The following is a 12,378-nucleotide window of genomic DNA, read 5'->3' on the forward strand; positions in this document are numbered from 1 at the left end:
CGTCCGTGAAGCCCGTGTGAAAAAACCCCCGGTGCAGGGTAGTGGTCCGACGTCACGGCGGTGTTTCCGGGGCGACCCGTGGGCACGGGCGTCACGGCAGCTGCGGCACGACCTCGCTCGCGATGAGCTCCAGGTGGTCGAGGTCGTGCAGGTCGAGCACCTGGAGGTAGAAGCGCGTCGCGCCCTGCTCCGCGGCGGCCGCGATCTTGTCCGCGACCTCGCCGACCGTGCCGGCCAGGCCGTTGCGGCGGACCTCGTCGGGCTCGCGCCCGATCGCGTCGGCCCGACGGCGGAACTCCGCCTCGTCCTTGCCCACCGCGACGACGAACGCCGCCGAGTACACGAGCGAGTCGGGGTCGCGGTCGGCGTCGAGGCACGCGGCGCGCACGTTCTCGAACCGGTCGGGCAGGACGCCCGGGTCGGGGAACGCCGCGTTGAACTCGCTGGCGTACCGGGCCGCGAGCGCCGGGGTGCGCCGGGGCCCGTGGCCGCCGACGATCACCGGGACGCGCTCCTGCGCGGGCTTCGGCAGGGCCGGGGAGTCCGTGAGCGTGTAGTGCTCGCCGCTGAACGAGAACGTCTCGCCGACCGGCGTCTCCCACAGCCCGGTGATCACCGCGAGCTGCTCCTCGAGGATCCCGAACCGCTTCTCCGGGAACGGGATGCCGTACGCCTCGTGCTCGCGGGCGTACCAGCCCGCGCCGAGGCCGAGCTCGACGCGGCCGCCCGACATCTGGTCGACCTGCGCGACCTGGATCGCGAGCACGCCGGGGTGGCGGAACGTCGCCGACGACACGAGCGTGCCGAGCCGGATGCGGCTCGTCTCGCGGGCGAGGCCGGCGAGCGTCGTCCAGGCGTCGGTCGGGCCGGGCAGCCCGTCGCCGTCGCCCATGACGAGGTAGTGGTCGGAGCGGAAGAAGGCGTCGAAACCGAGGTCCTCGGTGGCCTTCGCGACAGCGAGGAGGTCGTCGTACGACGCGCCCTGCTGGGGCTCGGTGAAGATGCGCAGGTCGATCTGGGTCATGCCGTCACCCTGCCACACCGCGCGCCGGCCCCCGCCCGCACGACGCCCCTTCCGCGAAGTAGGACGTGCGGTCGCGAACGAGGACGCGCGGAGCTCTACCTCGCGCCGGGACGTCCTACCTCGCGGGCCACGGCGGACGCGGTGCGGTCAGTCCGCCAGAGGGACGAGGTCGAGCTCCTGGAACTCCGCGACCTCGGGGATCCACCGCTCAGCGACGAAGCGGCGGTGGTCCGGGTGGGCGTCGTACGCGGCGTACGCGGCGTCGTCGTCGAACACCATGGAGAACTGGAACGTCAGCGGGCTCTTCGGGCTCACCTGGCGCGAGACGGTGAAGTCCCGGACGCCCGGGACCCCGGTGAGCGTCGTGCGGGCGGTGCCGAGGAACTCGGCCTCCTCCGCGCTGCCGGCGGGGTGGACGAGGCGGAAGGCGACGGTGTGCTGGATCACTCCTCCACCCTAGGCTGGCGACCATGCGCGTGAGCACCGTGATCCTGCCGATCTACCCGTGGCGCGAGGGCCGGGACGTGTGGCGGTCCGCCGACGACCTCGGGTTCCACGCCGCCTACACGTACGACCACCTGTCGTGGCGGTCGTTCCGCGACGGCCCGTGGTTCGGCGCGGTCCCGACGCTGGCCGCCGCGGCGGGCGTCACCGAGCGGGTGCGGCTGGGCACGCTCGTGTCGTCGCCGAACTTCCGCGAGCCGGTGACGTTCGCGAAGGACCTCATGACGCTCGACGACCTGTCGGGCGGGCGCGTGACCGTCGGCCTCGGCGCAGGGACGACGGGCTTCGACGCGACGGTCCTCGGCGGCGAGCCGTGGTCGCCCCGGGAGCGCGCCGACCGGCTGCGCGACTTCACGATCCTGCTCGACCGCCTGCTCACCGAGCCCGCCGTCACGCACGACGAGGGGCACTACCGGGCGCACGAGGCGCGGACCATCCCCGGGCCGGTCCAGTCGCCCCGGGTGCCCTTCGCGATCGCCGCGACCGGCCCGCGCGGGCTGCGGCTGGCCGCGCGCTACGGGCAGGCGTGGGTGACGACGGGCGACGGCCGCCTCGGGGACGACGCGACCCCGGCGCAGTCGCGCGCCGCCGTCCGCGACCAGGTGCAGCGGCTCGACGCGGCGTGCCGCGACGCCGGTCGCGACCCGGGGTCGGTGGAGCGCATCCTGCTCACGGGCTTCACGCCCGACCCCGCGCTGGAGTCCGTCGACGCGTTCGTCGAGACGGCGCACGGGTACGCGGAGGCCGGCATCACGGAGATCGTCGTCCACCGGCCCATCCCGGGCACCCAGTTCGCGGCCGACGAGCGCGTGTTCGAGCAGATCGCGACCGACGGCGCCGCGCAGGTCGCCGGGCTGTAGGGCGCGGGCCGTCCGCCTCGGGAGTGTCCTCCACGCGCACAGTGTGCCGCACCTCCGGCACGTCCTCCCGCTCGGGTGGAACCTCTCGGGGCGTCGCTGCGTGTCAGAGACAGAGGGCCCGCGACACATGTCGTGCGAGGGCTCACCGGACCGGGACGCGAGGAGGCGACGTGCGCAAGGCACCGGCGGGGTGGTACGCGGACGCACCGGGCTCGGGGAGCGAGCGCTGGTACGACGGCGCGGCGTGGACCGACCGGACGCGCGAGCGCCGGGCGCGCGACGACGTCGGGCCATGGCGGCGGGTCGTCGTGCTCGGGTCGGTGGTCGTGCTGGTCGTCGCGGCGCCGCTCCTCCTCGCCGTGCTCGGCTGAGTCCCCTCCCGGGAGAGCCGCCCGCCGGGAGGCGTGTCAGCCGAGCGGCCCCCGCACGCGGTAGGTCACGTGGGTCACCTGGGACGCCGCCCGCACGGCGACGGTCTCGAGCGCGAGGGGCGGGACGCCGTCGAGCACGCGGTCGCCGTGACCGAGGACCTGGGGCACGACGTGCAGCCGGAGCTCGTCGAGCAGCCCCGCCGCGATCACCTGGTTGATGGTCGCGGCCCCGCCCGCGATCGCGACGTCCCGGTCCCCCGCGGCCTCCCGCGCCTGCGCGACGGCGGACCCGACGCCGTCGGTGACGAAGAAGAACGTCGTCCCGCCCTCCAGGACGAGCGGCTCGCGCGGGTGGTGCGTGAGCACGAACACCGGCGCGTGGTACGGCGGCTCGGGGCCCCACCAGCCCTGCCAGTCCGGGTCCCACTCCCCTCGCCCGGGCGTGAACATGTTCCTGCCCATGACGAACGCCCCCGCGTCGACGATCGCGGCGATCTCCGCCGCGTTCTCGTCGGCGGTCTCGACCATCCACCGGTGCAGGTCCACGCCCGCGCCGAACGGGTGCTCCAGCGTCTGGTCGGGGCGCGAGGAGTACCCGTCCACCGACACCGCCACGTCGCACGTCACGTTCCCCATGCCGCCCTCACCCTCCGCGGTCCGCGTGCGCCGCGACCGCCGTCGTCCGTCCTGACGACACGTCCGACCGCGGGCGGGCGCGGAACTCATCGCCGCACCCGGGTCAGCGCGGTGCGGGGGCCTCCTCGGTGGCGATGCGGAGGGCGGCGACGAGCTCGCGGTAGAGCTCGTCGGTCGCGAGGAGCTGGGGGTGCGTGCCGCGCGCGCGGACGCGGCCGTCTTCCATGACGAGGATGACGTCGGCGTCGATGACCGTGGACAGGCGGTGCGCGATGGTCACGACGGCGCGGTCGCGGGCCAGGTCCTCGATGACGGCGTGCACGGCCGCTTCGGTGAGCCCGTCGACCTGGGCGGTGGCCTCGTCGAGGAGCAGCACGTCGGGCGCGTGCAGGACGGCGCGCGCGAGGGCGACGCGCTGGCGCTCGCCACCCGAGACGGTCGTCCCGACGAGCGACGTGTCGAGGCCGTCGGGCAGCGAGCGCACCTTGGCGTCGAGACGCACCTGCGCGAGCGCCGCCCACATCGCCTTCTCGGTCGCGGCGGGGTCGGAGAGGCGCAGGTTCTCGCGGATGGTGCCCGGCACGACGGGGGTCTCCTGCTCGACGTACGCGAAGCGGCGCCGCACGTCGTCGAACGTGAGGTCGTCGTAGGGCACGCCGTCGAGGAGGATCCGCCCCGACTCGGGCTGCAGGAAGCGCAGCAGGAGCGAGAAGGTCGTGGTCTTGCCCGCCCCGGACGGGCCGACGATCGCGACCTGCCCGCGAGGCGGCACGTCGAGGTCGAGGTCGCGCACCACGGGCTCGCCGCCCGGCAGGTAGCGCGCGGTGACGCCGCGCAGGGACAGCCGCGGCGCGTCGTGCGGGGCCGGCGTGCCCGACGGCGCGCCCATCCCGGCCGGACGACGCGCGGCGGGGTCGTCGTCCTCCTCCGGCTCGATGGCCTGGACCTCGCGGATCCGCCCTGCGGCCGCGATGCCGGCCTGGAGCTGGGTGACGTTCATGGTCAGCCCCGTGACGGGCTCGACGATCTGGAACGCGTAGAGCAGGAACGCGACGAGGCTCGACACGGCCAGGAGCCCCTGGTCCACGCGCCAGGCGCCGAGCGCGAGGATGGCGATGATCGCCAGCTGGATGCCGCCCCCGGCGATGCTCCAGGCGACCGCCTCGGTCCGCACGGCCCGCACGCTGTGGCGCGCGGAGTCCTGCGCGTCGTCGAGCACCCGGTCGATCTGGCGCCCCTCCGCGCGGCTCGCCTTGATCGTGCGGATCGCACGCAGCCCACCCTCGAGCGTGCCGCCGAGGCTGCCGAGCGACTCCTGCGCCTTCTCCTGCGCCTTCGCGATGCGGGGCATGAGGGCGCCCACGAGGACGCCGATGACGACGATCGCCCCGAGCGTCGTGCCGAGCAGGACGAGGTCGAGCACGCCCATGAGGACGACCGTGCCCACGAGGGACACCGCCAGGTTCACGAGGTTGACCAGGCTCGACGACGCCGCCTCGCGCAGCAGCACCGTGTCGGACGTGACGCGCGTGACGAGCTCGCCCGTCGGGCGGCCGGTGAGCGCGCCGATCCGGGCGCGGAAGAAGCGCCGCACCATGGACGACCGCGCGTCGAGCACCACGCGCTCGGCGAGCGTGCCGAGCAGGACCCACTGCCACAGCCCGAGCACGAGCCCGACGACGAGCAGCCCGACGAGCGTGAGCACGGCCGGGGTCAGCGACTCCCCCGTGCCGAGCGTGTCGAGCACCCACTTGGTCACCATCGGCGTCGCGAGGGTGGCGGCCGTCGTCCCGAGACCGAGCACGAGGCCGAGCAGCAGGGTCCGGCGGTGCGGGCGGACGAACTGCCACAGCACCGCGAGGCGCGGGAGGAACGGGCCCCGAGGGGTGGCGTCGCGAGGAGCGGGTGGTGCCTCGGGCGTGGTGGCGGTCGGGGACATGCCGTCAACCATGGTTGACATCCTCTCTCGTGTCAACCGTCGTTGACGCGGCGCGGGTGGTCGCGCGCCGGAGCGCTCGACGCCCCTAGTGGAACACGAGTGTTCCATCCGTGACAAGCAGCGTTCCGTCACGGCGCGGGCTATCGTGGGCCGCGTGACGGCACGAACGAGCGCGCGGAGCACACCCGCGGCCACGCCCTCCGGAGCGGCTCCCGACGCGCCGCCCACGAGCGGCACCCGCACCCGGACCCGGCGCGCGATCCTCGACGCGGCCGTCTCGGTGCTCAGCACGGACAAGTCCGCGTCGCTCGGCGACGTCGCGCAGGCCGCCCAGGTGGGCCGCACGACACTCCACCGCTACTTCCCCGAGCGCGCCGACCTCGTCGAGGCGATCGGCGCCGAGACCGTCGAGCGCACGCGCGCGGCGATCGCCGCCGCGCGGCTCGACGACGGACCCCCGGCCTCCGCGCTGCGCCGCCTCGCCTTCGAGTACTTCGACCTCGGCCCCTGGTACATGGTGCTGTTCACCGAGCTCGCCGACGCCGAGTCCGCGTTCTGGGCCGAGTCCGAGCAGGCCGAGGAGCCGGTGCGGGAGCTGCTGCGCCGCGGGCAGGAGGCCGGCGTCGTCGACGACCAGCTCAGCGTGGCGTGGATCGTCCGCACCCTGTGGTGGATGCTCTTCAACGCGTGGTCCATGGCCGACGACGGCGAGATCTCGCGCGCCGACGCGCTCCGCATGGCCGTCCGCAGCATCGAGGGCGTCGCCCTCACGCGCGAGGCCCGCGCATGAGCGTCAGCCCGGGGCCGGCACCCCGCCCCGGCCTCGGCGAGCGGCTGCGCCGCTGGTGGCAGCGGGCCGACGACGTCCGGAGCGGCGTGCGCTGGGCGAGCGTCGCGACCGTGCTCGGCGGGATCGTCGTCGCGGTCGTGTGCCTCGTGCTCGTGCTGCGCGGCCGCGTCTGGGCGTGGGTCCCGCTCGTGGTCGCCGCGGCCGTCGCGCTGCGCGAGGTCCGCTACCTGCAGCGCGCCGCCCGGGGCGGCCGGCCCCGGTACCAGGAGAACGCCCCGCGCTGACCGCCGGGCGGTCGCTCGTCCGGGCCGCCGTGCGGTCGGCCGTGGGGTCGCCCGTGCGGCCGGCGGTGCGAGAGCGTGCACCTCGCGGGCCACGAGGACCACGCACTCGTCATCCGGAGGTCGCACCCCGGCGGGCCGCAGGATCCACCGGACGGGCGACGCGCCCGGGGTGCGCCGCGGGACAGACTGTCGGTACGGCGCCGGTCAGCGGCGCCGGCCAACCTCCGGAGGCGCACCGTGACCCCCACCCCCGCCCGGGACACCGCGTTCCCCGCCCACGACGGCGCACCCGAGCAGCCGTCCGCCCGCGCGGCCGCGCGCGGCCTGCGCTTCACCGCGCGCCGCGCGTCCCGGGCCCGACGGCGGGGCGCGGCCCCCGCGCGTCGGCCTGCCGTCCCCCCGGTCGAGCGGGCGAACGGCTGGGTCGTCGCGCTGGCCGTGGCCGCAGGAGCCGTGCTCTTCTCGACCCTCGCGATGAAGGCGTTCCTCGGCGGCTGACCCTCGGTCGGGCGCCCGCGGCCCGCGCACCAGGGATCTCGCCGACGCCCGCGGTCTCACCCGCCCCAGCCGTCGACGCGGGGCCACCACGGGTCTACCGTCGAAGCACGGGCGCCGCTGCCGACGGCACGCGCCCGGCCACCGTAGGGCCGGAGGCCGCCCCGGGGCTCAGGCCCCGCCGGCGGCCGCCTCGTCCCACACCACGACGTCGCCCGCCCGGACCGTGCCGGACGACAGCAGCCGGCACACGACGCCGCCCCGCGCGTGCATCGCGCGCATCGCGCCGGGCGCGATCCAGTCGTCGAGCAGCCGGCACGGCGCGGCGATCCGGAGCACCTGGAGCTCGACGTCCCCGATCCGCAGGAACGACCCCGGCTTCGTGGGCAGGTCGCCGTGGGTGAGCGTGACGTTGCGCCGGGTGAGACCGGGGTCGATCTCCTGCCCGAGGTCCGCGGAGGCCGCCGCGAGGTCGGTGAGCGTCTGGATCGTCACGTGCCGGTGCTTCGACCCGTGGTACCGGTCGCCGACGAGGCCCTTGCCTTCCTCCGCCTCGACCGACGCGACGACCCGCGTCGGGAGCCGACGGGCCTTCGCGACGTGGATCGCGTGCACGCGAGGCTGGTCCGGCATGGCACCAGCCTCGCACCCGGCGCCGCCCCAGGGCCACCGCCCCCGGGCCGGGCGAGCGCCGGGTACCGGTGTACCGTCCGGTGCATGACCGACGTCCGCAGCCGCACCCATGCCCAGGCCGTCGACGCAGCGATCGAGCTCTTCACCCGCAAGGGGTACGAGCAGACGACCGTCGAGGAGATCGCCGACGCCGCCCAGGTCAGCCGCGCCACCTTCTTCCGCCGCTACGGGTCCAAGGAGGACGTGGTCTTCGCGGACCACGAGCTCCTGCTCGACGAGGTCGTCGTCATGCTCGCCGCGACGCGGCCCGTGCCCGACGCCGAGGGGCACCTCACGCCCGACCCGACGGTCGACCCGTACCTCGAGGTGTGCCGCGCGGCGCGGCTGGTGTTCGACCACCACGTCGGTCAGCGCGAGACGTCCCTGGCCCGCTGGCAGCTCCTCCAGCAGGTGCCGGCGCTGCGCGACCGCGAGCTCGTCACGACCCACCGCTACGAGCGCGCGTTCACCGCGTACCTGCGCGACGCGCTCCCGCCGGACGAGCGCCGCTCGACGGCGTCCATCGCGTTCGCGGCGTCCGTCGTCGCCGTGCACAACGCGCTCCTGCGCCGGTGGTTGCGCTCCCCCGAGCAGGACCTGCGCCCCCAGCTCGAGGAGGCGTTCGCGGACCTGCGCCGTGCCGCCGTCGGCCGGTACGCCGCGCCAGACGCCGCCGCCCAGGAGCGCAGCGGGGACGGCGTGCCCGCGGCGCGCCGCGTCGTCGTGACCGTGGTGGACGCGGACGCGGACGCGCAGGGCGTCGCGGACGACGTCGCGCGCGCCGTCCGCGACGCCCTGGCCTGACCCCTCCCGCCCCGCCCCGCCGAGCAGGGTCGCATCGTGTTTCAGTCCGTGGGACGGTGCGGTGCGAGTCCCGTGCCCGGGGAATGCGCGAGTAGCATCGGCGGTTGCAGAACGCAGTACGCACGAACGTGCTCCGGGGTCGGTGCAATTCCGAGCCGGCGGTGACAGTCCGCGACCCGCGCCCACGCGCGGTTGACCTGGTGGAACTCCAGGACCGACGGTGACAGTCCGGATGGGAGGAAGCACGTGCGGCGCGGCCGTCCTCGGCCGGGCTCTCGCGAGCCCGCGCGACGGGGCGCGGTCTCGCCGTGGTGAGCGACGCCGTCGGGCCCTCGTGGCCCGGCCCGGCCGCCCGCCCTCACCCCGGAGCGCCCGTGCCCGGGAGGACGAGGACATCCGATGGACCTGATCCACGCGCTGTTCGACGCGCAGCTGACGATCGGCGACCAGCATCTGCTGTGGCGCGAGATCGTGGGCAACGGGTTCGGCCTGGCGTCGGCGCTGGGCGGCATGCGGCGCAAGGTGTGGGCGTGGCCCGTGGGCATCGTCGGCAACCTGCTGCTGCTCACGGTGTTCCTCGGCGCGGTGTTCGCGACGCCCAACCCCGTCAACCTGCTCGGCCAGGCGGGCCGCCAGGTGATGTTCGTCGTCGTGTCGGTCTACGGGTGGGTGCAGTGGCGCAAGACCCAGGCGCGGCTCGGTGACGCCGACGCGGACAGCCACGGCGTCGCCGTCGTGCCGCGCTGGGCGTCGTGGCGCCAGCGCGTGTTCCTCGTCGTCGCGCTCGTCGGCGGCACAGCCCTCCTGACCCCGGTCTTCCGCGCGCTCGAGTCGTACGAGCCCGTCTGGGCCGACGCGTGGATCTTCATGGGCTCGCTGCTCGCGACGTACGGCATGGCGAAGGGCTGGGTCGAGTTCTGGCTCATCTGGGTCGCCGTGGACGTCGTGGGCGTGCCCCTGCTGATCTCGGCCGGCTTCTACGCGTCCGCGTTCATGTACGTGTTCTACGGCGCGTTCACGCTCGTCGGGTTCTTCGTGTGGTGGCGCGTCAACCGCCGCGCGGCCGCCGCAGCCGAGGCGGACGCCGCGGCGGCGGGCGCGCCCGCCTGACCCGCCGGTCACCCGACCCCACCCACACCGATACCCCGTCTCGATTGACTGAGACGGGGTATCGCTGCACTATGGGAGGGACCGCCGCCGACGCCGGGCCCGCACCCCGGGCAACCGCGTCGAGGACGGTCGACCGACCGCAGCCGCCCTCCCAGGGGAGCACCGATGCCCACCACCCCGATCATGCCCGGCGTCACCGAGCCCACCTACGACCTCGCGACCCCGCTCGACCTCGACTACGCCGGCGCGTTCGCCGACGCGACCGAGGAGGACCGCGCCCACCTGCAGCGCGTCCGGCAGTTCGTCCAGGACGAGGTGCTGCCCGTCATCGACGACTACTGGGAGCGCGCCGAGGTCCCGTTCGACCTCGTCAAGCGCATGGGCGAGCTCGACCTGCTGCGTGACGGCGTCGACGTCGACGGTCGTCCGCACGTGAGCCAGCTCGCCGCCGGCCTCGCCGCCATGGAGATGTCGCGGGGCGACGGCTCCGTCGCGACGATCTGCGGCGTCCAGGGCGGTCTCGCGCTGCGCAGCATCCAGATGCTCGGCTCCGACGAGCAGCGGGCGAAGTACGCCGAGCCCATGGCGCGCGGGGAGATCCTCGGCGCGTTCGCGCTCACCGAGCCCACCCACGGCTCGGACTCCGTCTCGCTCGAGACGACGGCGCGCAAGGAGACGCGCGACGGCGTCGAGGGCTACGTGCTGAACGGCGAGAAGAAGTGGATCGGCAACGGGTCGTCGGGCCACGTCACGGTCGTGTGGGCGCGCCTCGTCGGCGACGACGGCGACGGCCAGGTCCACGGGTTCGTCGTGCCGCAGGACAACCCGGGCTACACGGGCACGACCATCACCGGCAAGGTGTCGCTCCGCGCGATCTGGCAGGCGCACGTCGTGCTCGACGACGTGTTCGTCCCCGCCGAGAACGCCCTGCCGGGCGCGCGGTCGTTCAAGGACACCTCGCGCGTGCTCTTCGCGACGCGCCTCGGGGTGGCGTGGGCCGCCGTCGGGCACGCGGTCGCGTGCTACGAGGCCGCGGTCGCGTACGCGAAGCAGCGCGTCCAGTTCGGGCGCCCGCTCGCCGCGAACCAGATGGTGCAGGAGCGCCTCACGCGGATGCTCTCGACGATCACGCAGCTCCAGCTCCTCGTCGCGCAGATGACGCGGCTCGACGAGGCGGGGACGCTCACCGGCCCGCAGGCGTCGCTCGCGAAGTACACGTGCACCCGCGGGGCGCGCGAGGTCGCGGCGAGCGCGCGCGACCTGCTCGGCGGCAACGGGATCCTGCTCCAGAACCGCGTCGCGCGGCACTTCGCCGACATCGAGGCCCTGCACACGTACGAGGGCACCGAGTCGGTCCAGGCGCTCATCGTCGGGCGCGACATCACGGGCGTCTCCGCGTTCGTCTGACGGTCCCGAGGGCGCACGCCCTCCCCCGCTCCCCGGCGCCGCTCGCCCCTCCTCGCGGCGCCGGGGCTCCTTCCTGTTCGCCCCGTCTCCTCGCCCTCCCGGATCGGAGTCCCATGAGCACCGACGCCAGCCCCCTGCCCGACGCCGCCGCCGTCACCCCCGAGGACGAGGTCACCCCGGTCCTCCTGCACGGCGCGCGCACCCCGTTCGCGCGCTTCCACGGCGCGCTCGCCTCGCTCTCGGCGGCCGAGCTCGGCGCGCACGCGATCCGCGGCGCGCTCGCGGCCGCGGGCGTCGCGCCGGAGCAGGTCGACACGGTGATCGTCGGGCAGGTCGTGCAGGCGGGCGCCAAGCAGGGCCCCGCGCGCCAGGCCGCGATCCTCGCGGGCCTCGGCTGGGACGTGCCCACCGTGACGATCAACAAGCTGTGCCTCTCGGGCCTCACCGCGATCATCGACGCGGCCCGGCTGGTCCGCACGGGCGAGGCGAGCGTCGTCGTCGCGGGCGGCCAGGAGTCCATGACGAACGCGCCGCACCTCGTCGTCGGGTCGCGCTCCGGGTTCGCGTTCGGAGACGTGACGATGGCCGACTCGCTCACGCACGACGGCCTGAACGACCCGTTCAGCGGCGAGGTCATGGGCGAGCTCACCGACCGCGGCTGCGCGACGCGCGGCATCGGCCGCCCCGAGCAGGACGCGTTCGCGCTGCGCTCGCACCAGCGGGCCGCCGCGGCGCGCGACGCCGGGCGGCTCGCCGAGGAGATCGCCCCCGTCGAGGTGCCGCAGCGGCGGGGCGAGCCGGTCGTCGTCGAGCACGACGAGGGCGTGCGCGCCGACACGACGCTCGAGGCCCTGGAGCGCCTGCGCCCGGCCTTCGTGCGGGACGGGACCATCACCGCCGGGTCGAGCTCGCCCCTGTCCGACGGCGCGGCGGCGGTCGTCGTCGCGAGCCGCGCCTTCGCGAAGCGCAACGGCCTGCCGTGGCTCGCCGAGATCGGTGCGGCGGGGCAGGTCGCGGGACCCGACAACTCGCTGCACTCCCAGCCGGCGCGGGCCATCGAGGCCGCCGTGAAGCGCGAGGGGATCGCCGCGGCGGACCTCGACCTCGTGGAGATCAACGAGGCGTTCGCCGCCGTCGCGCTGCAGTCGGTCGCGGACCTCGGCATCGACGCGGACGTCGTCAACGCCGACGGCGGCGCCATCGCGCTCGGCCACCCGGTCGGCGCGTCGGGCGCTCGGCTCGCGCTGCACCTCGCGCTCGCGCTCCGTCGCCGCGGGGGCGGCGTCGGCGCGGCGGCGCTGTGCGGCGGCGGCGGTCAGGGGGACGCGCTCGTCCTGCGCGTCTGACCCTCCGGGCGGGCCCCCGTCGGGGCTCCGCCGCGCGAGCCGACCAACCCTGGTGCACGATGCTGCACCAGGGTTGGCGCGTTTCGGCCGCCGCGGTGTGACGCAGATCGCGCCATGACCGCCGGGTTTCGCGTCA

The 12,378-nt window shown here is 75.1% G+C and carries 14 protein-coding genes and 1 riboswitch; of the genes, 9 read left to right on the forward strand and 5 right to left on the reverse strand.

Annotated elements, in window-relative coordinates:
• Positions 1-91 precede the first annotated feature (91 nt).
• The gene (locus ACPCUX_RS14720; RefSeq protein ID WP_163188720.1) at positions 92-1,015 is read right to left on the reverse strand and encodes an LLM class F420-dependent oxidoreductase; all 924 of its coding nucleotides are present in this window, start codon (positions 1,013-1,015) and stop codon (positions 92-94) included.
• Positions 1,016-1,171: 156 nt separating this feature from the next.
• On the reverse strand, positions 1,172-1,471 hold the full coding sequence (locus ACPCUX_RS14725) for a Dabb family protein (RefSeq protein ID WP_021480414.1): 300 nt from the start codon (positions 1,469-1,471) through the stop codon (positions 1,172-1,174).
• A gap of 23 nt (positions 1,472-1,494) precedes the next feature.
• Between ACPCUX_RS14725 and ACPCUX_RS14730 the strand changes: the two genes are divergently transcribed.
• Both ACPCUX_RS14730 and ACPCUX_RS14735 read left to right on the forward strand, forming a co-directional pair.
• Positions 1,495-2,388 carry an LLM class flavin-dependent oxidoreductase gene (locus ACPCUX_RS14730; protein WP_194521286.1) on the forward strand — a complete coding sequence of 298 codons (894 nt, stop codon included), beginning with the start codon at positions 1,495-1,497 and terminating at the stop codon, positions 2,386-2,388.
• A gap of 170 nt (positions 2,389-2,558) precedes the next feature.
• The gene (locus tag ACPCUX_RS14735; RefSeq protein WP_021482786.1) at positions 2,559-2,759 is read left to right on the forward strand and encodes a DUF2510 domain-containing protein; all 201 of its coding nucleotides are present in this window, start codon (positions 2,559-2,561) and stop codon (positions 2,757-2,759) included.
• A gap of 36 nt (positions 2,760-2,795) precedes the next feature.
• Here ACPCUX_RS14735 and ACPCUX_RS14740 read toward each other — a convergent pair whose 3' ends face one another.
• Together ACPCUX_RS14740 and ACPCUX_RS14745 are read right to left on the reverse strand one after the other, a co-directional pair.
• Positions 2,796-3,395 (reverse strand): dihydrofolate reductase family protein, encoded by a 600-nt coding sequence (locus ACPCUX_RS14740; RefSeq protein ID WP_144679899.1) that lies wholly within the window; start codon positions 3,393-3,395, stop codon positions 2,796-2,798.
• 103 nt (positions 3,396-3,498) lie between these two features.
• Positions 3,499-5,334, reverse strand: a complete 1,836-nt coding sequence (locus ACPCUX_RS14745; protein WP_423389049.1) for an ABC transporter ATP-binding protein — start codon at positions 5,332-5,334, stop codon at positions 3,499-3,501.
• A 154-nt stretch (positions 5,335-5,488) separates the two neighbouring features.
• On the opposite strand from ACPCUX_RS14745, the gene ACPCUX_RS14750 reads away from it, so the two are divergent.
• The 3 genes from ACPCUX_RS14750 (at position 5,489) to ACPCUX_RS14760 (ending at position 6,906) form a co-directional block, all read left to right on the forward strand.
• Positions 5,489-6,124: a TetR/AcrR family transcriptional regulator gene (locus ACPCUX_RS14750; protein ID WP_051027658.1), complete on the forward strand. Its 636-nt coding sequence runs from the start codon at positions 5,489-5,491 to the stop codon at positions 6,122-6,124.
• Positions 6,121-6,408: a hypothetical protein gene (locus tag ACPCUX_RS14755; protein ID WP_232322700.1), complete on the forward strand. Its 288-nt coding sequence runs from the start codon at positions 6,121-6,123 to the stop codon at positions 6,406-6,408. Before ACPCUX_RS14750 ends, ACPCUX_RS14755 begins: the two co-directional genes overlap by 4 nt.
• 237 nt (positions 6,409-6,645) lie before the next feature.
• Positions 6,646-6,906: a hypothetical protein gene (locus ACPCUX_RS14760; RefSeq protein WP_061268988.1), complete on the forward strand. Its 261-nt coding sequence runs from the start codon at positions 6,646-6,648 to the stop codon at positions 6,904-6,906.
• Between the two features lie 168 nt (positions 6,907-7,074).
• Here the strand turns inward: ACPCUX_RS14760 and ACPCUX_RS14765 are convergent, their stop codons facing one another.
• On the reverse strand, positions 7,075-7,536 hold the full coding sequence (locus ACPCUX_RS14765; RefSeq protein WP_085387279.1) for an MOSC domain-containing protein: 462 nt from the start codon (positions 7,534-7,536) through the stop codon (positions 7,075-7,077).
• A gap of 84 nt (positions 7,537-7,620) precedes the next feature.
• Here ACPCUX_RS14765 and ACPCUX_RS14770 point away from each other — a divergent pair, with 84 nt between their 5' ends.
• From ACPCUX_RS14770 to ACPCUX_RS14785, 4 genes are all read left to right on the forward strand, one after another.
• Complete coding sequence (locus ACPCUX_RS14770) at positions 7,621-8,379, forward strand: TetR/AcrR family transcriptional regulator (protein WP_137280773.1); 759 nt, start codon at positions 7,621-7,623, stop codon at positions 8,377-8,379.
• Positions 8,380-8,504: 125 nt separating this feature from the next.
• Positions 8,505-8,628: riboswitch (FMN riboswitch) on the forward strand.
• A gap of 150 nt (positions 8,629-8,778) precedes the next feature.
• Positions 8,779-9,489, forward strand: a complete 711-nt coding sequence (gene pnuC, locus ACPCUX_RS14775; protein WP_051027656.1) for a nicotinamide riboside transporter PnuC — start codon at positions 8,779-8,781, stop codon at positions 9,487-9,489.
• Positions 9,490-9,654: 165 nt separating this feature from the next.
• Positions 9,655-10,896: an acyl-CoA dehydrogenase family protein gene (locus tag ACPCUX_RS14780; RefSeq protein ID WP_423389050.1), complete on the forward strand. Its 1,242-nt coding sequence runs from the start codon at positions 9,655-9,657 to the stop codon at positions 10,894-10,896.
• A 113-nt stretch (positions 10,897-11,009) separates the two neighbouring features.
• A complete protein-coding gene (locus tag ACPCUX_RS14785; protein WP_423389051.1) occupies positions 11,010-12,242 on the forward strand; it encodes an acetyl-CoA C-acyltransferase in 1,233 nt (410 codons plus the stop codon).
• Positions 12,243-12,378: the final 136 nt, after the last annotated feature.

This window comes from Cellulosimicrobium sp. AB352 (genome assembly GCF_049538415.1).
GTDB classification, from domain to species: domain Bacteria; phylum Actinomycetota; class Actinomycetes; order Actinomycetales; family Cellulomonadaceae; genus Cellulosimicrobium; species Cellulosimicrobium funkei.

Excerpts from the sequence above, each read along its gene's own strand:
- ACPCUX_RS14730 (WP_194521286.1), top strand. The coding sequence starts at position 1,495 with ATGCGCGTGAGCACCGTGATCCTGCCGATCTACCCGTGGCGCGAGGGC.
- ACPCUX_RS14740 (WP_144679899.1), bottom strand. The coding sequence starts at position 3,395 with ATGGGGAACGTGACGTGCGACGTGGCGGTGTCGGTGGACGGGTACTCC.
- ACPCUX_RS14745 (WP_423389049.1), bottom strand. The coding sequence starts at position 5,334 with ATGTCCCCGACCGCCACCACGCCCGAGGCACCACCCGCTCCTCGCGAC.
- ACPCUX_RS14755 (WP_232322700.1), top strand. The coding sequence starts at position 6,121 with ATGAGCGTCAGCCCGGGGCCGGCACCCCGCCCCGGCCTCGGCGAGCGG.
- ACPCUX_RS14765 (WP_085387279.1), bottom strand. The coding sequence starts at position 7,536 with ATGCCGGACCAGCCTCGCGTGCACGCGATCCACGTCGCGAAGGCCCGT.
- ACPCUX_RS14770 (WP_137280773.1), top strand. The coding sequence starts at position 7,621 with ATGACCGACGTCCGCAGCCGCACCCATGCCCAGGCCGTCGACGCAGCG.
- pnuC (WP_051027656.1), top strand. The coding sequence starts at position 8,779 with ATGGACCTGATCCACGCGCTGTTCGACGCGCAGCTGACGATCGGCGAC.
- ACPCUX_RS14780 (WP_423389050.1), top strand. The coding sequence starts at position 9,655 with ATGCCCACCACCCCGATCATGCCCGGCGTCACCGAGCCCACCTACGAC.
- ACPCUX_RS14785 (WP_423389051.1), top strand. The coding sequence starts at position 11,010 with ATGAGCACCGACGCCAGCCCCCTGCCCGACGCCGCCGCCGTCACCCCC.